Source organism: Achromobacter marplatensis (assembly GCF_049060505.1).
GTDB lineage: Bacteria > Pseudomonadota > Gammaproteobacteria > Burkholderiales > Burkholderiaceae_B > Achromobacter > Achromobacter marplatensis_A.
The window spans coordinates 123,884-146,157 of the sequence record NZ_JBMGRB010000009.1; the positions used below are offsets into that span (position 1 = coordinate 123,884).

Genomic DNA, 22,274 nt, shown 5'->3' on the forward strand with positions numbered 1-22,274 from the left:
AGGATTCACTATGCACCCTCCTATTGACAGCTCGGCCTTCGCGGACCTGAATTCGCATGCAGCCATGGTGCTGCTCGTTGACGACCAGGTGATGGTCGGCGAAGCGATCAGGCGCGCACTGGCCACGGAGGGCAATATTGATTTCCACTATTGCTCGGACCCCTACAAGGCGCTTACGGTGGCGATCCAGACGCGGCCCACCGTCATCCTGCAGGATCTGGTGCTGCCGGGCGTGGACGGCTTGAGCCTGGTACAGGAATACCGCAGCCATCCCGTCACGCGCGATATCCCGATCATTGTGCTGTCGACCAAGGAAGACCCGGCGATCAAGAGCGCGGCCTTCGCGGCAGGCGCCAATGACTATCTGGTGAAGCTGCCCGATTCCATCGAGCTGGTGGCGCGCATCCGCTACCATTCGCGGTCCTATCTGGCGCTGGTGCAGCGTGACGAGGCTTATCAGGCCTTGCGCCAGAGCCAGCAGCAGTTGCTGGAAAGCAATATGGAACTGCGCCGCCTGACAAACTCCGACGGCTTGACCGGCCTGGGCAACCGCCGCTATTTCGACGAATACCTTAACGCGGAATGGCAGCGCGCCCGCCGCGACGTCCGTGAGGTCAGCATGTTGATGATCGACGTGGACCACTTCAAGTCCTACAACGATACCTACGGCCACATCGCGGGCGACGAAGCGCTTAAGCGCGTGGCCAACACCATTTTCGCCAGCTGCGACCGGTCTACCGACCTGGCGGCGCGATTCGGCGGGGAAGAGTTTGCGCTGGTGTTGCCGGGCACGCCGGCCGGCAGCGCCAGGCTGGCCGCCGAGAAACTGCGTCGCGCCGTCGAAGCCATGCAGATTCCGCAGAAGGACGCGGGCTCCGGGCCTTGGCTGACGGTCAGCATCGGCACCGCCACGGCCGTGCCGACGGGGGAGCGGCCGTGCACCGACCTGATTCTGGTGGCCGACCGGGGGCTGTATCAAGCCAAGCGCCAGGGGCGCAACCGGGTCGTGCCGGGCCAGATGCCGCCCGCGACGGAGTAAGCGCCCCGCGCGGTCTACAGATGTAGTTTGGTCGACGACTTCACTTCGTGCATCGACAGCGTGCTTAGCAGTTCTTTCACGCCGGGCAGCGTCCGCAGGCGGTTGCGCACGAACTCGGAATAGGCATCGAAGTCGCGTGCCACGATGTGCAGCAGGTAGTCGTGCTGCCCGGTCGTGTTATGGCAGGCCAGGACTTCAGGCATGGCGGCAACAGAGGCCTCGAACGCGTGGCACAGCTTTTCCGTGTGGTTTTCCAGCGAAATGCTGACGAAGGCCACCACCCCCATCCCCAGCGCGCGACGGTCAAGAATGGCCTGATATCCCCGAATGACGCCCGACGTCTCCAGCCGCTTCAGCCGTTTCCAACACGGCGATGCCGATAGCGAGACGCGCTCGGCCAGCTCCGCGTTGCTGATGCGGCCATCTTCTTGAAGGATTTTCATGATTTTCCAATCGATCGCGTCAAGTTGATGTAACAAAGCAGTGTCTTTCATGAATTCGTTCTAGTGGGAAACAATGTTTCCTATTATCGCGGTCTTGTGATCAAAATGAAAAGAATATTGGGGCAGCCCGCGCTCATACTGCAAGACATCCCGAGGCGGCCGGCGCTATCGTCTTCGAATGCGAAACGCGCCTGCCCGGTCGGCTGGAACTCCAGAGCAAGAGGCACCCCATGACGTATTCGACGTATCACAAGAAAGAACTTTTTGGCCGTCCGCTGCATGCCGAGACGCAGATGATGTCTTACGGCTACGACCCCTTCCTGTCGGAAGGGGCGGTCAAGCCGCCGGTGTTCCTGACGTCCACGTTCGCGTTCCGCTCGGCCGAGGACGGCGCGGCGTTTTTCGATCTGGTGTCCGGACGCAAACCGTTGCCGCAGGGCGAATCGGCCGGGCTGGTGTACAGCAGGTTCAACCATCCCAACCTGGAAATCGTGGAAGACCGGCTGGCCTTGCTGGACGGATCCGAAGACGCCGCCGTGACCTCAAGCGGCATGGCCGCGATCAGCGCGGTGCTGATGGCTTTCCTGCGTCCCGGCGATCAATTGGTGCAGTCGCTGCCGCTGTATGGCGGCACCGAAACCTTGATCGCGAAGATCTTTCCGGAATGGGGCATTGGGTCGCATCCGATCCACGACGGCCTGTCGCCCAAGCACATGCGCGCCGCGCTGGAAGCCGCCGCGGCCAAGGGGCCGGTGCGTGTGTTCTATGTCGAGACGCCCGCCAACCCCACCAATTCCCTGATCGATTTCGAGGCCATGAAGAACGAGCTGGACGCGTTTGAAACGCGCCACGGTTACCGGCCGATCTCGGTATGCGACAACACGCTGCTGGGCCCCATCTTCCAAAAACCCGCCGAGCACGGCGTAGACCTGTGCGTGTATTCGCTGACGAAATACGTGGGCGGTCATAGCGACCTGGTCGCGGGCGCCGTGACGGGCACCAAGGATCTGATCAAAAGGGTGCGCGCGATCCGCAGCGCGTTCGGCTCGCAACTGGATCCGCATTCGTGCTGGATGATTACGCGGTCGATGGAAACGCTGGTGCTGCGCATGAAGCAGGCGGCGCGCACGGCTACCAAGGTAGCGCAGTGGCTGGCGGGCAACCCGTATGAAAAGGTGCGGCTCTTTCATCCCGAGGTGATGGCGGACCGCGCATACCAAGAGGTCTACAAGCGCCAGTGCACCGGGCCAGGGTCGACGTTCGCCTTTGTGTTGGACGGCGGACGCGAGCGTGCCTTCCGCTTCATCAACGCGCTGCACCTGTTCAAATCGGCGGTCAGCCTGGGCGGCACCGAATCGCTGGTCTGCCATCCGGCCTCGACCACGCATTCGGGCGTGCCGGCGGCCGAGCGCGACGCGGCGGGCGTGTCGGAAGGACTGATCCGCGTGTCGATCGGGCTGGAGCACGAAGAGGACCTGATCGCCGACATGGACAACGCCTTCCGCAAGCGCTGACCGGGCCGAGCGCCAGGCCAGGCCTGGCGCGCGCCGTCCGGCAGCCGGAAGACGCCTATGCGGTTTGCGGTGGCCGGCGCGTGCGGTTCAGCAGCACGAAGGCGGCGGTCGCCAGCAGCATCACCGTGGCGGTCGCAATCACCACCGCGTAGCCGGTATCGAAGGCGGACTTGGCCACCTGCGTCAGGGTCGCCGCCAGATCGGCCGGCAGGCCTTCTGCCACCATCAGCGCATCGTCCAGGCTGTCGCGCACGGTTGCGGCCTGTGTCACGCCCGCCGGTACGTCCAGCGTCTGCGCATAGACGCCGCTCAGGATCGAACCCATCAACGTCACGCCCAGCGCGCCGCCCAGTTCGTATGACACCTCTTCGATCGAGGCCGCCATGCCTGCGCGTTCCGGCGTGGCGCTTTGCATGATGGAGCTGGACGCCGCCGTCATGGTGGCGCCAATGCCCACGCCCAGCACGGTCAGGCTGGCCATTTGCGCCAGGAACGATCCGTCATAGCTCAACAGGTAGCCGCCCATGCCGGCGCCCGAGACGGTCAGCGCCAGGAACATCAGGCGGGGGCCGCGCATGTAGGCCAGCAGCCAGCCCGCCAGCGGGCCCGCGACGAAGGCGGCCAAGGGCAGCGGCAGGATGTAGAGCGCGGCCTCGATCGGCGACATGCCCAACACCAGTTGCAGGCGCTGGCTGAACACCAGTTCCATGCCGAACAGGGCGGCGCCCGCGAACAGCGCGGCAGCGACGCCCGAGCTGAACGTGGCGTTGCGGAAAATGGCGAAGTCGATCAGCGGATACGGGCGGCGGCGCTGGCGGCGCACGAACACCGTCAGCATCGCGACGCCCGCGACGCACGCCACGCCGGCGTGCAGCCAGGACGTGGTGGCCTTGCCCAGTTCCTTCAAAGCATAGGCGCAAAGGATCAGCCCGGCCATGACTTGCAACGAACCGGCCAGGTCCCAGGGACGCGCGGCGCTGGGCCGGCTGGCGGGAATGCAGCGCCAGGCCAGCGGCAGCGCCAGCAGCACGATCGGCACGTTGATCAGGAACACCGAACCCCACCAGAAATGCTCCAGCAGCACGCCGCCCACGACGGGGCCCAGCGCCGCGCCGCCCGAGGCGACCGAGGCCCAGATACCGATGGCGACCGCGCGTTCGCGTTCGTTGGCGAAGGTGAGGCGGATGATGGACAGCGTGGCCGGCATCATCATGGCGGCGCCCACCGCCAGCAGCACGCGCGCCGCGATCAACGCGGCGGCGGCGGGCGAGTAAGCGGCGGCCAGCGAGGCCACGCCGAACACGGCCAGGCCCATCATGAACAGGCGCTTGTGTCCCAGGCGATCGCCCAGCGTGCCCATGCCCAGCAGCAGGCCGGACACGACCAACGCATATACGTTCACGATCCACAATTTGGCCGACGCGCTGACGCCCAGGTCATGCGTGAGCCGGGGCAAGGCGGTGTACAGCACGGTCATGTCCACCACGATCAACAGCAAGGCGATGGACACGATGGCCAACACCAGCCAACGGCGGGGACCGGCCGTGGCGACAGCGTTGGAATGAATCCGCTGCATGGTTCTACTCCTGTGAGGCAACTGAAATCCGGGCTGCCACATGACAGCGCCGGTTTTCGAGGTAGGCATTATCCATCTGTATGTAGGGCAGGCCGTTTTCGTGGCGGCGGGGCATCCGCTGGCGGCGTTGGCCGAGGTGACGCGCAGCGATCTGGCGCGCTGCCGACAATTGGTCATGCAGAGGGAAGGCGTGGGCGACGTGGTTTTGAGCCCGGCCGTGTGGCGCACCGGCAGCTTCTATAGCATCGCCGGCATGGGCCAATTGCTGGGGGAACCTGGCGTGGCCTAGCTGAGCAAGGCGGTGACCAGGTCGCTGCCGGGCTGGCCGTCGTCGGTGAAGTTCAGCGCCGTCTGGACGTGTTCCAGGTGTTCGTCCATCAGCGCGCAGGCGCGTTCGGTGTCGCCCGCGCGGGCGGCCTCGATGAAGGCATGGTGTTCTTGCGACGAGCAACTGGCGTCGTGCGAGCTTTGGTACAGCACCGTGATGACGGCGCTGCGCGCGGAGAGTTCGCGCAGCATGCCCGTCAACACCGAATTGCCGACGGTTTCCGCCAGAAGGATATGGAAATGGCCCAGTAAATGGTTGCGCTTTTGCACGTCTCCGCTTTCCAGCGCGCGGCGCTCTTCGGCCAGGTGGGCGTCGATGCGGCGGTAGTCGGCAGCGGTGGCGGTGGCCACGAATTGCTTGGCCAAGGCGGCTTCAAGGATGCGGCGCACGGCGTAGACCTCGCGGGCCTCGTTGGCGTCCGGCTTGCTGACGAAGGCGCCCTTGTCGGGCACGATATTGATCAGCTTGTCTTTGGACAGCATCAGTAGCGCCGCGCGGATTTTGGTGCGGCTGACCTTGTAGACCCGCGCCAGCGCCTCTTCGCGCAGCCGGGTGCCGGGCGGAAGCTTGTGCGCCACGATGGCGGCGGCTACTTCGCGGGCGATGTCGTCGGCGCTGGGGTCTGGCTGAACTTCCTGGGGCATGGGGCGCGGCAACGGCTGCCGGGGGAAAACGATCGGGCACCCAGTCTATCAAAAAGCCGAACAGGAACGGCAGACATTTTTTGCATACAAAAAAGCCATACCGTCCTGCGCGGCAACCGTTATGCCGCCAGACCGCAAGGACGGTGGCCGGGACAGGCAGGCCCGGCCGCGCCCCGCGCTTTAGTTCTTTGCCATCAGCCCCAGGTATTCGATCAGGTCTTTTTCCTTGATGTAGGTGGCCTGGGCCCAGTCCTTGTAGTCCTGGCTATTGCGGTAGGCCGGTTGCTGGTTCAGCTGCTTCATGACTTCCACGCTGGCGGGGTCGAGCAAGGCCTTCTTGAAGGCGTCGTGCAGCGTCTTCACCACCGCCGGGTCCATGCCCTTGGGGCCGGCCAGGCCGTAAGGCGAGGTGGACACGACCTTGTAGCCCAGCTCTTGCGCCGTAGGCACATCGGGCCAGCGGGTGGTGCGTTTTTCGCCGAACGTCACCAGCAGCCGCATTTTGCCGGCATCCACGAACTGGTCCCAGCCCGTGGCGTCGCTTTGCGCCATGACGTGGCCGCCCAGCAGCGCCTGCTGCATGTCGGCATTGCCCTTGAAGGGCACATGGTTCAGCTTCACCTTGGCGTTGATGGCGATTTCTTCAATCAGCAGATGCGGCGACGAACCGATGCCGGTGGAGCCGTAATCGATCTTGCCGGGGTTCTGGCGCGCGGCCTCGATATATTCGTTAAACGTCTTGTATGGCGAATCCGAACGCACCGTGAAGCCGAAGGTGTAGCCCGACAGGCCGATGATGAAGCTGAAGTCGTTGATGGGATCCCAGCTGCTTTTTTGCATGTAGGGCATGCGCAGCATCGCCAGCGTGTAGAGCGTGATTGTGTAGCCGTCGGGTTTGGCGGTGCGGGCCATGGTGGCAGGGCCCAGGGTGCCGCCGGCGCCGGGACGGTTTTCGACGATGACCGGCTGCCCCAGGTACTTCGAGGCATCCTGCGCCACGATGCGCAGGTGGCGGTCGGTGGAGCCGCCGGCGGGGAACGGCACGATCAGCGTGATGGGTTTGCTGGGAAACGCGGATTCCGCGCTGGCGGCAAGCGGCAGCGCGGCGCCAGCGGCGGCGAACAGCAGGGCGCCCAGGCAGGCGCGTCGCAGAGGCTTCTTTAGCATGGGGTTGTCTCCAGTGATGTTGTTATGGCTTGTGATGGCGTGCGTCGGCGTCGGTTCAGTCGCGCAGGGCGACTTTCACCGGTAGCCGCGACAAGGCGTCGCGCAACTGCTCCTTCAGCGGCGCGGGCGTGTCGGGCGCCGCTTCGACAGCGACGTCCGGTTGCGCGTCGGCCAGCACGCGGAAGATCTTGCTGTCTTCCGTCAGGCCAGCCGCTTGCAGGGTGCGCGCCACCACGGCCTCTACCGACACGGCGGTGGCCAGGCGGCGCAAATCGGGTTTGTATATCTTGCCCACGTTGGTCATGGGCATGGCGTCCAGCACGATGACGCGCTTGGGCCGTGCCGGCCCCTCGTCCACATGCGCGGCGGCGTAGGCGACAAGCTCGGCTTCGGCGGCCTGGGCGCCCTCGGCAAGCGTCACGAAGGCCACGGGCAATTCGCCCGCATAGGCGTCCGGCGCCCCGACGGCGGCGCACAGTTGCACGGCGGGGTGGGTGGCCAGCGCGTCTTCGATCGTCTTGGGATCGATGTTGTGGCCGCCACGGATGATCAGGTCTTTGGCGCGGCCCTGTAGATGCAGCCGGCCCTGCTCGTCCATGAAACCCACGTCGCCGCTGATCAGCCAGCCGTCTTCGGTGAAGGCCCGCGCGGTGTCTTCGGCGTCAAGGAAGCCGGGGATCACGTTAGGCGCCTTGAACAGCACCATGCCTGCCACGCCCGTGGGCAGGTCGCGCGCTGCCTGGCCCGACGGGTCGTCCAGGCCAACGATCCGCACCTGCACATAGGGCAACGGGAATCCCACGCAGTTCACGGGAAATTCCGAACCCGGCGGCGTGATGGACGAAATGCCGGCCATTTCGGTCATGCCCAGGCTTTCGTTCACGTGCAGCCCGAACAGACGCTTGAAACGCGCGGCAAGCTCTGCGGGTAGCGGTGCCGCGCCGGTGCGGCAATAGCGCAACGACGAGATGTCGGCGCCGTCCAGCGGCACCTCCGCCAGCGCGGCCAGGATGGTCGGCACGCCTTGCAGTGACGTGGCGCGGTGCTTTTCCACCAGCCGCCAGTAGTTGCGCAGCACGTCGCGGTTGCGTAGCAGCATCGTGGTGGGAATGACGGTTTCCACGCCCGCCGACAACGCGGCCAGCGAAGCCGGCAGCACGCCCGCAACGTGAAATAGCGGGTAGCCGTTGATGACCACATCGCCCGGTCCGGCGTTCTGCAACTGCACGGCGGCCCAGGCCGTAAAGACCTGGTTGGCATGGGTGTGGATGGCGAGCTTGGGCGCGCCGGTGGTGCCGCCCGTGTGGAAGTACGCCGCGACGTCGCTGGCGCGGATCACGCGTTCGCTTACCAGGCGGTCGGCGGGCTGCGCCGACCGGTTGGCGTTGAAGTCCAGCGCATAGTCGGGCAGGGCGGGGCGGGCGGAAACTGGCTCGTCCAGCGGCGCCACGCGCAGCAGCGTTTGCAGCGTGGGGACGCGTTCGCACAGCCGCAGGGCCTTGGACCACGTGCCGCATTCCGCGTCGGAGCCGTAAGCGATCAGCACTTTGGCGCGCGCCGTCGTCATTAGCGACGCCAGTTTGTCTTCCGTCAGCAGCGGATTCAGCGGTTGGACGATGCCGGCGGCCTCGCCGCCCCACAGCGCCAGATGGTATTCCAGGCAACCGGGCAGCATCACGCCGACCGTGTCGCCCGCGCGCACGCCCAAATCATGCAGCAGGTTGGCGGTTTGGTGGATGCCGGCCAGCAGTTCCCGATAGCTCCAGCGCATGGCCTCGTCGTCCGGGTCGGCCGTGCGAAGGAAGGTCAACGCCGTCTTGTCGCCGAAGGCCGCGGCCGAATTGCGGAAGATCTCGTAGGTGCTTTGCACCGTCAGCGTTTCGGCCAGCGGCCGTGCTTGCAGCCGTTGGACGTCGGTGGCGGTACGCACGAGGAAGGGCGCCGCGAAGGGGCGCGACAAGGGCGGGGCGGTAGGGGCCTGCGTCATGTCCTGGCGTCCTCGGTTCAAGCCTGTCCCAGCGCGATATAGCGGCGCAGGTGATGGTCTTCGTCGCCCAACTGGTGGTCGATCATGACCAAACGCTTGGCGTAATGCGCCAGCGGCAGTTCCCAGGTCATGCCGATACCGCCATGCAATTGGATGCTCTCTTCAGCCACCAGCGTGCCGATGCGGCCGATGGTGTACTTGGCGGCCGACAACGCGCGTTCGCGGGTGACGCGGTCAGGGTGGTCGAGCGCGGCGGCGGCATTGATCACGGCCGAGCGCGCCTGCTCGATTTCCAGCAGCACATCCGCCATGCGGTGCTGTAGCGCCTGGAAGCTGCCGATGGGCGTGCCGAACTGGCGGCGCGTGCGCAGGTATTCCAGGGTGGCGTCGCGGGCGCATTCCATGGCGCCCACGGCTTCCGCGCACAGGGCCAGAATGCCGCGTCCCGTGGCGCGTTCCAGCAGCGCATGGCCCGCGCCGGCGTCGCCCAGCAGCGCCTCGGGGGCGAGTTGAACGTTGTCCAGGCTGACATCAGCCGCGCGTCCGCCGTCGATCAGGCCATAGCCGCGCACCGTGATGCCGGGGGTGCCGGCGCTGACCAGGAACAGGCTGATGCCGGCGACGTCGTCGTCCGAGCCCGCCGTGCGGGCCGATACCAGGAACAGGTCAGCGTGTTCGCCCGCGGTCACGACCGCCTTGGCGCCATTGAGCACCCAGCCGTCGGCCGTGCGTTCGGCGCGGGTGCGCACTTGCGCCAAGTCATAGCCGGATTCCGGTTCGGCGTGGGCCAGCGCGGCGGTGATGGCGCCCGCGATCAGGCCGTCCAGGGCCTCGCGTTGCGCCGGCGTGCCGGCTGCGGCGATGGCGCTGCCCACCATCAGCGCGTCCAGGAAGGGTTCCACGACCAGGCCGCGGCCCAGCGCTTCAAAGACCACCGAGATATCGAATCCCGCCCCGCCCAGGCCGCCGTCGGCTTCGGCGAACAACGCGCCAATGGCGCCTAGTTCGGCGTAACGGCGCCAGAAATCCACGCTGTAGCCCTGCGGCGATTGCGCGTGCCGTTCGCGGGTGACGAAGTCGTATTGCTCGGTGACAAAGCGGCGCAGCATGTCGGAAAGCATGCGCCGGTCTTCGGTGTGTTCAAAGTTCATGGCCGGCCCTTACAGTCCCAGGATCATCTTCGAGATGATGTTCTTCTGAATTTCATTGGAGCCGCCGAAGATCGACAGCTTGCGGTTGTTGAAGTACTGCGCCGCTGCGCTGTCCGCGCCTTCCGGGCCGATGGGCGGCGCGTCGTAGCCGTCATGCAACGCCTCGGGCACGAAGGGGCGCGCGTAAGGGCCCATGGCGCGTCGGTTCAACGCCGTGATTTCTTGCCGGATCTGCGTGCCGCGGATCTTCAACATGGAGCTCTCGGCGCCCGGCGCGCCGCCGCCGGCCACGGCTGCCACGACGCGCAGGTTGGTGGTGCGCATATTGGCCAGTTCGATTTCGACGCGCGCCAGGCGCGCCGCGAAATCCGGGTCTTCGGCCAGCGGGCGGCCGTGCTTCTTTTGCCGCGCGGCCAGGGCTTTCAGGCGCGCGAGCGCGGCGGTCGATTGGCCCACGCCGGCGATGTTGGTGCGTTCGTAGGTCAGCAGGTACTTGGCGCAGGTCCAGCCGCGGTTCTCTTCGCCCACCAGGTTTTCGACCGGCACGCGCACGTCCGAGAAGAACACTTCGTTGACTTCGTGTTCGCCGTCCAGCGTGATGATGGGGCGCACTTCCACGCCGGGGCTGTTCATGTCGATGAGCAGGAAGCTGATGCCTTCCTGGCGCCGGCCTTCTTGCGAGGTGCGCACCAGGCAGAAGATCATGTTGGCGTACTGGCCCAACGTGGTCCAGGTTTTCTGGCCGTTGACGATGTAGCTGTCGCCGTCGCGGACGGCGGTCGTCTTGACGGACGCCAGGTCCGAGCCCGCGCCGGGTTCGGAGTAGCCCTGGCACCACCAGTCGCTGCCGTCCAGGATGCGTGGCAGCCAGTAGCGGCGCTGCGCGTCGCTGCCGTACTTGATCAGCACCGGGCCCAGCATGCTTAGCCCGAAGGGCACGATGCGGGGCGCCGCCGCCAACGCGCATTCATTGTCGAAGATGAACTTCTGGGTGGCGCTCCAGCCGGTGCCGCCGTATTCGACCGGCCAGTGGCTGGCCAGCCAGCCTTGCTGGTTCAGGATCGCGTGCCATTCGACCATGTCGGCGCGCGTCAGCAGTTTTCCCTGCCCGACCTTGTCGGACAGGCGCCGGGGCAGCCTGGCTGCCAGGAACGCGCGCACGTCGTCGCGGAAGGCGTTTTCTTCGGGGGTGAATTCCAGGTCCATGTCGGTCCTTAATAGATTTCAAACAGGCCAGCCGCGCCCATGCCGCCGCCGATGCACATCGTGACGACGGCATAGCGGGCGCCGCGACGGCGGCCTTCGATCAGCACATGGCCGGCCAGCCGCGCGCCGGTGACGCCGAAGGGGTGGCCAAGCGCGATGGAGCCGCCGTCCACGTTCAGGCGGTCCATCGGGATGCCCAGTTTTTCCTGGCAGTACAGCGCTTGCGAGGCGAAGGCTTCGTTCAGTTCCCACAGATCGATGTCCTGCACCTTCAGCCCGTGGCGCGCCAGCAGCTTGGGCACGGCATAGACGGGGCCGATGCCCATTTCGTCGGGTTCGCAACCGGCGATGGCCAGGCCGCGGAAGGCGCCCAGGGGGCGGATGCCGGCGCGCTGCGCGTCGCCCGCTTCCATCAGCACGCAGGCCGCCGCGCCGTCGGACAGCTGCGATGCGTTGCCGGCGGTAACGAACTGGCCGTCGCCGCGCACCGGCGCAAGTCCGGCCAGGGCTTCATAGGTAGTGCCGGGGCGGTTGCAGGTGTCCTTGTCCACCGTCACTTCGCGTTCGCTGACGGCGCCGGTGGCGCGGTCGGTGACGGACATGGTGGTGGTGACGGCGATGATCTCTTCGCGGTAGCGGCCAGCGGCTTGGGCGGTTTCGGTGCGCGCCTGGCTTTGCGCGGCAAAGCGGTCCTGGGCTTCGCGGCTGATGCCATAGCGGGCCGCCACGATGTCCGCCGTTTCAATCATGGGCAGGTAGAGCGCGGGCTTGTTGGCCACGATCCAGGGGTCCATGCCGCTGACGCCATCGTCGCGGGTGCGGATCTGCGACACCAACTCCACGCCGCCGGCGATCGCGGCGGGCGCGCCGTCCATCACGATGCGCCCGGCGGCCGAGGCGATGGCTTGCAGGCCGGAGGCGCAATAGCGGTTGACGGTGGCGCCGCCGACGCTCACGGGCAAGCCCGCGCGGATTACGGCCTGGCGGCCGATGTTGCGGCCGGTGGCGCCTTCGGGGTAGCCGCAGCCGATGAAGGCGTCTTCGATCAGGGCGGGGTCGATGCCGGCGCGGTCGACGGCGGCGCGCACCGCGTGGGCGGCCAGCGTGGGGCCGGCGATCAGGTTGAATTCACCGCGCCCCGCCTTGGTGATGGGGGTGCGGGCGGTAGAGACGATAACGGCTTCGCGCATGGGATGTCCTGTGGGATAGGGTCGGATCGAAACTGGGAAAGCGGCGTCCGCGGATCAGTCCGCCTGGTTGAGGCTGGCGAAGTTGCGGCCGGACTCGGCCAACTGCACGAGCAGCGGCGACGGCTTCCAGAATGCGGGGTCTTCGCGGGCGTAGCTGCGGATGTCGGCCAACACCTGGTCCACGCCCACGCTGTCGGCGTAATGCAAGGGGCCGCCGCGGTAGCGCGGGAAGCCGTAGCCGGACAAAAACACCACGTCCACGTCGGAGGGGCGCAGCGCAATGCCCTGGTGCAGCACATTGGCCGCTTCGTTGATCATCGCGGCCAAATAGCGGCGCTGGATGTCTTCGTGCGTGAACGGGCGCGGCGTAACGCCGGCGCGGCGGCGTTCTTCATCGATGATGGCCAGCACTTCCGGGTCGGGCGCGCCGACGCGCGCGCCGTCGGCATACAGGTAGAAGCCGCGCCCCGTCTTCTGGCCGAACCAGCCGCGTTCGCATAGGCGGTCGGGAATCTGCACATAGCGCAGCGCCGGATCGCGCGTGGCGGCGCGGCGCTTGCGGGTGGCCCAGCCGATATCGCCGCCGGCCAGGTCCGCCATTTGGTAGGGACCCATCGGGTAGCCGAATTCGCGCACCGCGGCGTCGATGTCATAAGGCGATGCGCCGTCTTCCATCATCATGTCCGCCGCCTGGCGGTGCACGGCCAGGATCCGGTTGCCGATGAAGCCATCGCATACGCCAGCGCGCACGGGTGTTTTTCGCAGGCGCCGCGCCAGATCGAACCCGGTGGCCACCGTGTCGGCGGCAGTGTGTTCGCCGACCACGATTTCCAGCAGCTTCATGATGTTGGCGGGGGAAAAGAAGTGCAGCCCCAGGACGTTGCCCGGCACGCGCGTGGCGGAGGCGATGCGGTTCACGTCCAGGTAAGAGGTGTTCGTGGCCAGCACGGCGCCCGGCTTGGCCACGCGGTCCAGCTGCGCGAAGACGGCAAGCTTGACGTCCATGTCCTCGAACACGGCTTCGATGATCAGGTCGGCGTCGTTCAGCGCGTCATACGTGGTCGCGCCCGTGAAACGCGCCATCCGGCCGTCGCGTTCGCCGATAGTGATGCGGCCTTTCTTGACCAGCAGGTCGTAGACCTGGGCCACGCGCGCGCGGCCGCGTTCCAGCGCCGCTTCGTCCTGTTCGACCATCACGACGGGCAGGCCGGCGTCCAACACGGACACGGCAATGCCCGCGCCCATCGTGCCGCCGCCCACCACGCCGATCTTCTCCAGCCGGCGGGCGCGTGCTTCTTTCAGTTCAGGGATCTTGGTGGTCTCGCGTTCGGCAAAAAAAGCATGCACCAGGCCGGCCCGCTGCGGGCTTTCCAGGCATTGCAGGAACAGGGCGCGTTCGGTGCGCAGGCCCTCGTCGAAAGGTTGTTCGATGGCCGCGCGCACGGCTTCGACGATCTTCGCGGGCGAGTAAAGGCCGCGCAAGGTCTTGGCGACCTGCTCGGCGGCGGCGGACGCTTCCGCCAATGCCGCGGCCTTGTCGGCCAGCGCGGCGGTGGCATCGCGGCTGCGGCGGGGGCCGGCGCCCTCGGCCAGCAACTGTCGGGTGTAGGCCAGCCCCGCAGTCAAGGCGTCTTCACCTTCGCCGATAACGTCGACCAAGCCGGCCTTCAAGGCGGCGTCGGCGGACAAGTGCTTGCCCGACAGCATCAGATCCAGCGCCGCGCGGGCACCGATCAGGCGGGGCGTGCGCTGCGTGCCGCCCGCGCCCGGCAGCAGGCCCAGATTCACTTCCGGCAGGCCCAGCTTGGCGGTGGGCAGGGCCAGCCGGTAATGCGCGGCCAACGCCACTTCCAGTCCGCCGCCCAGGGCCGCGCCGTGCAGCACGGCCACCACGGGCTTGGCGCTGGCTTCAATCTGGTTGCACACGTCTGGCAGGGCGGGCGGCTTGGGCGGCTTGCCGAATTCACGGATGTCGGCGCCGGCGATGAAATTCTTGCCTGCGCCCACCAGCAGGATGGCGCGCACCTGCGCATCGGACTGGGCGGCCTGGATGCCGGCCGCGAGATCGCGGCGCACATCGGCGCTAAGCGCATTGACCGGGGGGTGATCCAGCGTGATGACCAGGATGTCTTCGTCGCGGCGCGCGTGGGCAGCGCCGGCAGGGCTCTTGTCCGTCATGGGACCTTGTCTCCAGTGGGGCGTCCGCCGTGGCGGCGCCTGGCGGGCCAGGAACGGCTCGTCTCTTATCTCCTTATTCTTTCCCAGTAAAGATGTCTTGACAATGGCATCTGGAATTGACATGGCGGATAATAAAATTTGACAATGACGGGGAAGGAGCTGCTATGGACACCAAATCTCTGACATTGCTGGTTGAAATCCTGGACGCCGGCAACCTTAGCGAGGCCGCGCGCCGCCTGAAAATGACGCGCGCCAACGTCAGCTATCACCTGAACCAGTTAGAGCGTTCGGTGGGCATGCAACTGGTGCGGCGCACCACGCGCCACGTTGAAGCGACCGAAATCGGCCTGAAGCTGTATCAGCATGGCCGCAGCATCCAGGACGAACTGGTGGCCGCCCGCGAGTCCGTTGAAACGCTGGGCAAGACGCCGCAAGGCAAAGTGCGCCTGAGCGTGCCCAGCGGCTATGGGCAGTTCGTGATGACGCCGTGGCTGCTGGAATTCAAGCAGGCGTATCCGGACATCGTGCTGGACGTGCTGTTCGAGAACAGCGTGGACGATCTGTTGCGCGATGAAGTCGATATCGCGGTGCGCATCATGTCGGAGCCGCCGCAAAATCTGGTGGCGCGCGAATTGGGCAAAGTCCGCTATATGGCATGCGCGTCCAAGGCCTACGCTGACTCCCGTGGCTTGCCGCGGCGCCCGGAGGATCTGGCGGGCACGCCGGTGATCAGCGCGGCGGTCATTGGGCGGCCGCTGCGGCTATCGGCCTACTACGGCGGCGAACCGCGTCAACAGGTGGTGCTGGAACCCACCGTGATATCACGCAATTACGCATTCCTGCGCGACGCGATCCGTGCGGGGCTGGGGGTGGGCGTCGTGCCCGACTACGTGGTGCACGAGGATATCGCCCGCGGCGACCTGCTGGCGGCGTTGACCGAATGGCGGCTGAGCATCTTTGGCCGCGGCATGTACATGCTCTATATGCCGAACCGGCACCATCCCCGGGCAATCTCCATGTTGATCGAGTTCATCCTGGAACGGGCCCAGCGGGGCCACGACGGCCAGCCGGGGCTGCTGGCGCCGGCCGGCTGACCCGTCAGGCACGAGACTTGCTGTCCCCGGTCCATTAGCGAATGCGGGGGCAAGATGGAGATTACGACACCGGTGCAGGGGGCGCCGGACGCGGCGGAGCGGGCGGAACCAACGGACGCCGCCGCCGCGGACGCTGCTGCCCCTGCTGCCCCCGATAAGGTGACGGCCCAGGACGCCGGGTTGATCCCGGATTCGCCGCCGGATACGCCGTATGTGTGGGCGCGCGGGGCATGTCTGACCACCTTGACCGTGCTGGCCGTGCTGTTCACGCTAAAGCTTGCGCAGGAATTCATCGTTCCCGTGGTGATGGCGATTGTCATCGCCTATGCGCTGGACCCCATCGTGAGCCTGTTGGCGCGCGCCCGCGTGCCGCGCGTGGTCGGGATTCTGATCCTGATGTTCGCGATCGCCACCGGGCTGGCCGGCCTGGCCTACGTCACGCAGGATCAGGTGGCCTCCATCGTGCAGGCGCTGCCGGAGATTTCCGGCAAGCTGTCGCGTATTTTGGCCGGCGTGTCCAGCGGTGACGGTTCCTTCTTTGAAAAACTGAAAGGCGCGGTCAGCGTGCTGCAGGACAACGGAGGGATCGTGCCCGGCCGGCAAGTGGTCGTGGCCAAGTCCGATTCCGGCCTCAGCGATTTCCTGTTGTGGGGTTCAAAGGGCGTGGCCGCCTTTATCGGGCAGGCGACGATGAGCGCCTTTCTGGTGTTCTTCCTGCTGCTGTCCGGCAATGCCTTCAAGCGCAAATTCGTGAAGGTGGCGGGAAAGACCTTGTCGCAGAAGAAGATCAGCGTGCACATGCTGGACCAGATAAACAGCGCCATTCACCGGTACATGGCAATGATGCTGGTGACGAATCTGGCATTGGGCCTGATGTCGTGGGTCGCATTCCGCCTGCTGGGGCTGGAAAACGCGGCGACCTGGGCGGTGGTGGCCGGCGCCTTGCACATCATCCCTTACTTCGGTCCGTTGCTGACGGCGGTAGGGACAGGCATCGCGGCGCTTATCCAATTTGGCGAGATCGGCCCGGCGCTGGCGGTGGCCGGCAGTTCGGTAGCTATCGCGCTGTTGATCGGCGTGGTGGTCACGACGTGGATGTCGGGCCGCATCGCCAAGATGAACGCCGTGGCGGTGTTCATGCTGCTGTTGTTGTTCACGTGGCTGTGGGGCGTGTGGGGGACGCTGTTGTCGGTGCCGCTTGCCTTCATCGCCAAGGTGGTCGCGGACCACGTCGAAGGGCTGGAGGCCGTGTCGGAGTTCCTGGGCGAATAAGGTATGAATATCGAAGCGGTCTGGTTTCTGCTGATGGGCGCGTTGTTCGTGTTGATGGCCGTGTCAAAGCGGATGATCGACGCGCTGCCCATGACCGGGGCGATGGTGTACTTGGGGGTGGGCTTCCTGATCGGCCCGGCGGGGTTGGGTCTGCTGAACCTGGACCTGTACGGCGATAGTCACTTGTTGCGGCTGGCGGCCGAGGCGGCATTGCCCGTGTCGCTGTTCGCCGTGGGCATGCATTTGCGCGTGGCGTGCGGACACGCGTTGTGGCGCCTGCCGTTGCGTCTGGCCGCGCCGGCCATGTTGCTCACCATCGGATTGATGATGGCGTTCGGGCTGGGTGTCTTGGGGCTGGATATGGGCGCGGCGCTGATCATGGCGGCGGCGTTGGCGCCGACGGACCCGGTGCTGGCCAATGAACTGCGACCGCGCGAGGCGGGCGATGACGAGCCGCTGCGCTTTGCCTTGTCGGGCGAAGGCGGCGCCAATGACGGGGCGGCGTTTCCCTTCGTGGTTCTGGGCATCGCGTTATGCAACGCGGGCCCGACGGGGCTGGCGCAGCCTTGGCCGCTGGCGGCCGCGCTGGTCTGGGGCGTGGCCGGGGCGGTGGCGATCGGCTGGTTGATGGGCACGTTGGGCGAACGGCTGATCGCCCTGCTACGGATCCGTTACGGCAACGCCTTGGGGCTGGACGAATTCCTGGCGCTGGGCTTGATGGCGCTGTGCTACGGGGCGACCGTGCTCGCCCACGGCTACGGCTTTCTTGCGGTCTTCTGTGCCGGGGTGGCCTTGCGCCAGCAGGAATTGCGCGCCACCGGCAGCGCGCGCACGCCCCGGGATGCCTTGCAGGAAGTGACGCTGGCCGAACAAGAAGCAAGCGAACAGGATCCGCGTCTGGCGCATGCGCAACTGGCCGAATCGATGATGGCGACGTCGGTGGGGCTGGAACGGTTCGCGGAGTTGGCGCTGATGCTGATCATCGGTTGCGTGGTGTCGGCGCATTGGCGCGAACTGCTGGGTTGGACGCCGCTGCTGGTGGCTGCCGTGCTCTTCGTGGTGGTGCGGCCGGCCAGCGTCATGCTGGCGCTGGCCGGCTCTACGCTGGATAGGCGGCAGCGTTGGCTGGCAAGCTGGCTGGGCATTCGCGGCGTTGGCACGTTCTACTATCTGCTGTTGGCGGTGGAGCAGGCGCCCGATGGGGTGGCCAAAGCGTTGGCGCCGCTCTTACTGGCCGCCATCGTCGGGTCCGTGTTCATGCATGGCATATCGGCCTCGCCTTTGATGGGGTGGTACGCGGCGCGGCTGTCGGCGCGAATGCGCCGCAGCAAGACATCGCGGCCGCTATAGACCTGGGGTTGGTATGCTGACGCCTTGCTTCGACGGAAACCCTATGCCCGATACGTCCCGATCCCCGACGCCGTCAGCCCCTCATTCCGCCTTGGCGTCCGATGCGCGCCGCACGCAATTGCGGCGTATGAAACTTGCCGCGCTGGCCTTGCTGGTTGCCATGATCAGTGGCTTCATCACCAGCCACGTGATGGGCGGGCAGGGCGTGTGGGCATGGGTGCGGGCATTCTGCGAAGCGGCCACGGTAGGCGCACTGGCGGACTGGTTCGCGGTGGTGGCGCTGTTTCGGCGGCCGATGGGCCTGCCGATCCCGCACACCGCCATCATCCCCAGCAACAAAGACCGCATCGGCGACAACCTGGCCGTATTCGTCCGCGACCATTTCCTGGACCCGGACACCTTGATGGAGAAGCTGCGGGTGTTTGATCCCGCAGCGCGCTTGTCCCGTTGGCTGGTGCGGCCGCGTCAGGCGCATGCGCTGAGCGATGGCGCCCGCCGGGTGGCCTTGCAGACGCTGGACCTGCTGGACGACCAGGCCGTGCGCGGTGTGATCCAGGAATTCGTGGTGAAGAACCTGCGCCGCTGGGACGCGGCGGGAACGGTGGGCGAGATCCTGGGTCTCTTGACCCGCGACGGGCGCCATCAGGAACTGCTGGATGCGGCCATGGAGCGGCTGGGCGGCTACCTGGGCGAAGACGACGTAAAGGAACGCGCGTCGACGCTGCTGGTGAAGTTTGCCCGGAAGGAATGGCCGCGCATCATCGCCGCGGTCGACGTCGTCAAGTCGGTGGACGGCATTGCCGACAATCTGGCCGACCGCCTGGCCCTGGCGCTGGTGCAAGAGGTGCGCGACGTGCTTTCCGAACCGGACCATCCCGTCAGGCGCGACTACGAGGCCTGGGTGTTGAACTACATCGAGCGGCTGAAGTCCGACCCGGCGCTGTCCGCGCAGGTTGAAGACCTGAAGCAGCGGGCCATCGACCATCCCAAAGTGCAGGAGTACGTGCAGGGTCTGTGGGACGACATCCACGCGGCGTTGCGGCGCGACCTGTCGGACGCGGATTCGGCGCTGGCCCGCCATCTGGAAAGCGCCTTGCTGGCGCTGGGCCGCAAACTGGGTGAAGACCCCGGGCTGCGCGACGCCATCAACAATCACGTTCTTGGCAGCGCCCGCCGCCTGACCGGCCGTCTGCGCGTCGGCGTGACGGAGCATATTTCGCGCACCGTGAAGCACTGGGACGAGCGCCACCTGGTTGACGAGCTGGAACTGAGCGTGGGACGCGATCTACAGTACATCCGCTTCAACGGCACCTTGGTCGGCGGGCTGATCGGCGTGGCGCTGCACGCACTGGTGCTGCTGGTCAATCGTTAACAAGCCTGATCGCTTGTATCAGGAATGAAGATTGCTGGCCGGCCGGGCGGCGCCGGTGCTATTGTCATTGGCGCCCAGGCGTGGCCGGCGCCGTCCGCGCCGTGCCGGGCACCCGCACTTCGCGTGCATGATTCCAGGAGGCACTTCATGAAGAAAATCTCGATGCTTGTCGCGGCGTTGGCACTGGCGGGCGCCTCGGGCGCGGCGCTGGCCGAAGACGTCTCGATGTCGTTCCTGACCGCCGACGGCCTAGGCAAGAGCGCCGGCACGATTTCGCTGAAGGACACCAAAGGCGGCTTGGAGATCACGCCCAACTTGACGGGCCTGCCTCCGGGCGAACATGGCTTTCACGTTCATGAAAAAGGTTCGTGCATGCCGGGTCCGGTGAACGGTCAGACGGCGCCCGGCGGCGCGGCCGGCGGCCATCTGGACCCGAAAGGCACCAAGGCCCACAAAGGCCCGATGGCGACCGATGGCCATCAGGGCGACCTGCCTTTCATCGTGGTGGCCGCCGATGGCACCGCGAAGAAAGCGGTCGTGGCGCCCCACTTGAAGTTGGCCGACGTGAAGGCGCGCGCGGTCATGGTGCATGTGGGCGGCGACAACTACAGCGACACGCCCGCGCCGCTGGGCGGCGGAGGCGGCCGTCTGGTTTGCGGCGTGGTGAAGTAGCCAGGGAACGTGCCGGGAGTGCGGCCGTCGTGACGGCGGCTGCCGTTCAGGCCGTGCCGTTGCGGCCGTGCTGGCGGTAGCCTTCCCGGCCGGCCAGCCGGTCGTAATAGGCGGCCACTGCCGGCAGGGCGGGCTTGTCGAAAGGCGTGGCGAACCACCGGTTCACTGATAGCCCCACGGGAATGTCCGCCAGCGAAAACGCATCGCCCGCCACATGGGCACCGGTCTGCGCCAATTGCTGTTCCAGAATGCCCATGAAGCGGGCCCAGTCCTGGCACGACGCCTGGATACGGGCCACGTCGCGGTGGTCGGGTGATTGCCGCGCCAGCGCCATGAAGGCGTAGCTCCAAGACCGATTCAGATCGGTCGCCTGCCAATCCATCCATTGATCCACGCGGGCGCGCAGCCGGGGTTCGGCGGGATACAAGTGCTGCCCGCCGTATTGCGCGGCCAGGTATCGGATGATGCTGTTGGATTCCCACAGCACGAAATCGCCGTCCTGGATCACGGGCACCATGGCATTGGGGTTCAGCGCGAGGAATCGCGGATCGCTGGTCGGCTGAAAGCCCGTGCCCCAATCTTCACGGGTGAAGGGCAGGTTTAGTTCAACGCAAGTCCAAAGCACCTTGCGCACGTTGATGGACGACGCTTTACCCAATATTTTCAGCATCTTGCCGCCTGGCCGGTGTGAAGGAATCCGGGCAGTCTAGCGGCCGCCCAGACCGTTCGCCAGATACAGATCCGCGTTGCGCCCTGCGTAACAGTTCAGGGGCAAGCGTGACGTCAGGCGCCCGCTGCCTGCGGCTGCTGGCGAAGCCGCCGCACGGGCGAGGCGAACAGCACGATAAATTGCACCACGAAGCCCGCCGTGGACACCCACAGGCAGGCGTCCAGCCCAACCCGGGCGGCAAGGGTCGCGCCGATCAGCGCGCCGACGGGACGGGCGCCGAACGTGGCGGTCAGGATCACGGCCGACACGCGTCCCAGCAGCGCGTTGGGCGTGACGGCCTGGCGCAAGGTCGTGGTGGTGATCGTCCATAGGATGGGGCCTGCGCCGAACAGGAAAAAGCCCACCGCCGCCCACACGCCGGATGGAAAGGCCAGTGTCGACAGCAGGATGCCGCTTGCCGCCAACGCCGACAGCGGGCCCGAGGCGATCATCGCGCCGAACGACAGCCGCCGCGCCAGCCACGGGGCGGCCAACGCGCCCGCCAGCATGCCGCCGCCATACACGCCCAGGGTGACGCCCACGCCGGCGGCCGACAAGCCCAGACGTTCGATGGCGTAGACCACATAGACAGCCTGCAGCACGAACCAGGCGGTATTGAAGAACACCGCGGTGGCAAGCACCGGGCGCAATAGCGGATGCGTGCCGACAAAGGCGGCGCCTTCGCGCAATTCGGCCAGCAAGCGGCGGCGGGCGGCAGGCGGGGGGGCGTCGGACGGCAGGCCTGCCAGCAGGGCTGCCGCCAGCAGCGACAGGGTGGTGGCGATCACATACGCGACCGGCGCGCCGATCCAGCCGACCAGCGCGCCGCCCGCCGCCGGGCCGGCTGAAAACGCGCTGCTGCGCGCCAGCTCCAGCCAGCGGTTGGCGCTGGCCAGCTCGCTGGCAGGCACCAGCCGGGGCACCAGCGCTGGCGCGGCCACGTTATAGGCGACCGTGCCGACCGCGCCCAGGAAACCCAGCGCTGCCAGCCAGGCCAGGCTTAGACCGCCCATTGCCAGCAGCGCCAGCAAGCCCAGCAAGCTGGCCGCGCGCACGCATTCGGCGACCGTCATCAGGGCCCGGCGCGACATCCGGTCCGCCAGCACGCCGGCGGGCAGGGACAGCAGCAGGAACGGCAGGGTCTGCGCGGTTTGAAGATAGCCGGTCTGCGCGGCCGTGGCGCCCAGCGCCAGCACGGCGACCAGCGGCGCCGCCGCCAAGGCCATTTGTTCGGAAAACTGGGCGGCCAGGTTCGAGACGGCCAGGCGGCGGAAAGCGGAGGGCAGGGCAGGCATGGGTGACGCCCGTTCGGGGCGCTGTAAACGGCAAGGGCACGATCATGATCGTGCCCTCTGCGGCCTGCACTCCGGTCCTTGCGGCCG

Annotated in this window: 19 protein-coding genes; 8 read left to right on the plus strand and 11 right to left on the minus strand. The window is 66.6% G+C overall.

The features are described from left to right. Positions 1-10 precede the first annotated feature (10 nt). Positions 11-1,039: a diguanylate cyclase gene (locus ACI0FO_RS21760; RefSeq protein WP_416030053.1), complete on the plus strand. Its 1,029-nt coding sequence runs from the start codon at positions 11-13 to the stop codon at positions 1,037-1,039. A gap of 14 nt (positions 1,040-1,053) precedes the next feature. Here ACI0FO_RS21760 and ACI0FO_RS21765 read toward each other — a convergent pair whose 3' ends face one another. After that, on the minus strand, positions 1,054-1,533 hold the full coding sequence (locus ACI0FO_RS21765; protein ID WP_416030054.1) for an Lrp/AsnC family transcriptional regulator: 480 nt from the start codon (positions 1,531-1,533) through the stop codon (positions 1,054-1,056). Between the two features lie 179 nt (positions 1,534-1,712). Between ACI0FO_RS21765 and ACI0FO_RS21770 the strand changes: the two genes are divergently transcribed. Next, the gene (locus ACI0FO_RS21770) at positions 1,713-2,996 is read left to right on the plus strand and encodes a cystathionine gamma-synthase family protein (protein ID WP_416030056.1); all 1,284 of its coding nucleotides are present in this window, start codon (positions 1,713-1,715) and stop codon (positions 2,994-2,996) included. Between the two features lie 55 nt (positions 2,997-3,051). Here the strand turns inward: ACI0FO_RS21770 and ACI0FO_RS21775 are convergent, their stop codons facing one another. Further along, entirely contained in the window at positions 3,052-4,572 is a 1,521-nt protein-coding gene (locus ACI0FO_RS21775) for an MFS transporter (RefSeq protein WP_416030058.1), read from the minus strand. A 40-nt stretch (positions 4,573-4,612) separates the two neighbouring features. Here ACI0FO_RS21775 and ACI0FO_RS21780 point away from each other — a divergent pair, with 40 nt between their 5' ends. Continuing rightward, complete coding sequence (locus tag ACI0FO_RS21780; protein WP_416030059.1) at positions 4,613-4,861, plus strand: hypothetical protein; 249 nt, start codon at positions 4,613-4,615, stop codon at positions 4,859-4,861. Here the strand turns inward: ACI0FO_RS21780 and ACI0FO_RS21785 are convergent. The 7 genes from ACI0FO_RS21785 to ACI0FO_RS21815 form a co-directional block, all read right to left on the minus strand. Then, positions 4,858-5,544: a GntR family transcriptional regulator gene (locus tag ACI0FO_RS21785; protein ID WP_416030060.1), complete on the minus strand. Its 687-nt coding sequence runs from the start codon at positions 5,542-5,544 to the stop codon at positions 4,858-4,860. The genes ACI0FO_RS21780 and ACI0FO_RS21785 overlap by 4 nt on opposite strands. A 180-nt stretch (positions 5,545-5,724) precedes the next feature. After that, complete coding sequence (locus ACI0FO_RS21790; RefSeq protein ID WP_416030062.1) at positions 5,725-6,711, minus strand: tripartite tricarboxylate transporter substrate binding protein; 987 nt, start codon at positions 6,709-6,711, stop codon at positions 5,725-5,727. A gap of 55 nt (positions 6,712-6,766) precedes the next feature. After that, the gene (locus ACI0FO_RS21795; protein WP_416030063.1) at positions 6,767-8,698 is read right to left on the minus strand and encodes an acyl-CoA synthetase; all 1,932 of its coding nucleotides are present in this window, start codon (positions 8,696-8,698) and stop codon (positions 6,767-6,769) included. A gap of 17 nt (positions 8,699-8,715) precedes the next feature. Next, on the minus strand, positions 8,716-9,849 hold the full coding sequence (locus tag ACI0FO_RS21800; RefSeq protein WP_416030064.1) for an acyl-CoA dehydrogenase family protein: 1,134 nt from the start codon (positions 9,847-9,849) through the stop codon (positions 8,716-8,718). 9 nt (positions 9,850-9,858) lie between these two features. After that, positions 9,859-11,055, minus strand: a complete 1,197-nt coding sequence (locus tag ACI0FO_RS21805; RefSeq protein ID WP_416030066.1) for an acyl-CoA dehydrogenase family protein — start codon at positions 11,053-11,055, stop codon at positions 9,859-9,861. Positions 11,056-11,063: 8 nt separating this feature from the next. After that, complete coding sequence (locus ACI0FO_RS21810) at positions 11,064-12,245, minus strand: acetyl-CoA C-acyltransferase (protein WP_416030068.1); 1,182 nt, start codon at positions 12,243-12,245, stop codon at positions 11,064-11,066. A gap of 54 nt (positions 12,246-12,299) precedes the next feature. Next, positions 12,300-14,423 carry a 3-hydroxyacyl-CoA dehydrogenase NAD-binding domain-containing protein gene (locus tag ACI0FO_RS21815; protein ID WP_416030069.1) on the minus strand — a complete coding sequence of 708 codons (2,124 nt, stop codon included), beginning with the start codon at positions 14,421-14,423 and terminating at the stop codon, positions 12,300-12,302. Positions 14,424-14,587: 164 nt separating this feature from the next. Between ACI0FO_RS21815 and ACI0FO_RS21820 the strand changes: the two genes are divergently transcribed. The 5 genes from ACI0FO_RS21820 (at position 14,588) to sodC (ending at position 20,183) form a co-directional block, all read left to right on the plus strand. Continuing rightward, positions 14,588-15,517 carry a LysR family transcriptional regulator gene (locus ACI0FO_RS21820; RefSeq protein WP_416030071.1) on the plus strand — a complete coding sequence of 310 codons (930 nt, stop codon included), beginning with the start codon at positions 14,588-14,590 and terminating at the stop codon, positions 15,515-15,517. Positions 15,518-15,571: 54 nt separating this feature from the next. Then, entirely contained in the window at positions 15,572-16,789 is a 1,218-nt protein-coding gene (locus ACI0FO_RS21825; protein WP_416030072.1) for an AI-2E family transporter, read from the plus strand. A gap of 3 nt (positions 16,790-16,792) precedes the next feature. Further along, complete coding sequence (locus tag ACI0FO_RS21830; protein WP_416030074.1) at positions 16,793-18,139, plus strand: cation:proton antiporter; 1,347 nt, start codon at positions 16,793-16,795, stop codon at positions 18,137-18,139. A gap of 43 nt (positions 18,140-18,182) precedes the next feature. Next, a complete protein-coding gene (locus tag ACI0FO_RS21835; RefSeq protein ID WP_416030076.1) occupies positions 18,183-19,511 on the plus strand; it encodes a DUF445 domain-containing protein in 1,329 nt (442 codons plus the stop codon). Between the two features lie 147 nt (positions 19,512-19,658). Then, on the plus strand, positions 19,659-20,183 hold the full coding sequence (gene sodC, locus ACI0FO_RS21840) for a superoxide dismutase [Cu-Zn] SodC (protein ID WP_416030078.1): 525 nt from the start codon (positions 19,659-19,661) through the stop codon (positions 20,181-20,183). A gap of 46 nt (positions 20,184-20,229) precedes the next feature. On the opposite strand, the gene ACI0FO_RS21845 is transcribed toward sodC, so the two are convergent. Continuing rightward, a complete protein-coding gene (locus tag ACI0FO_RS21845) occupies positions 20,230-20,853 on the minus strand; it encodes a glutathione S-transferase family protein (protein ID WP_416030080.1) in 624 nt (207 codons plus the stop codon). A 113-nt stretch (positions 20,854-20,966) separates the two neighbouring features. Beyond that, on the minus strand, positions 20,967-22,187 hold the full coding sequence (locus ACI0FO_RS21850) for an MFS transporter (RefSeq protein ID WP_416030082.1): 1,221 nt from the start codon (positions 22,185-22,187) through the stop codon (positions 20,967-20,969). Positions 22,188-22,274 lie beyond the last annotated feature (87 nt).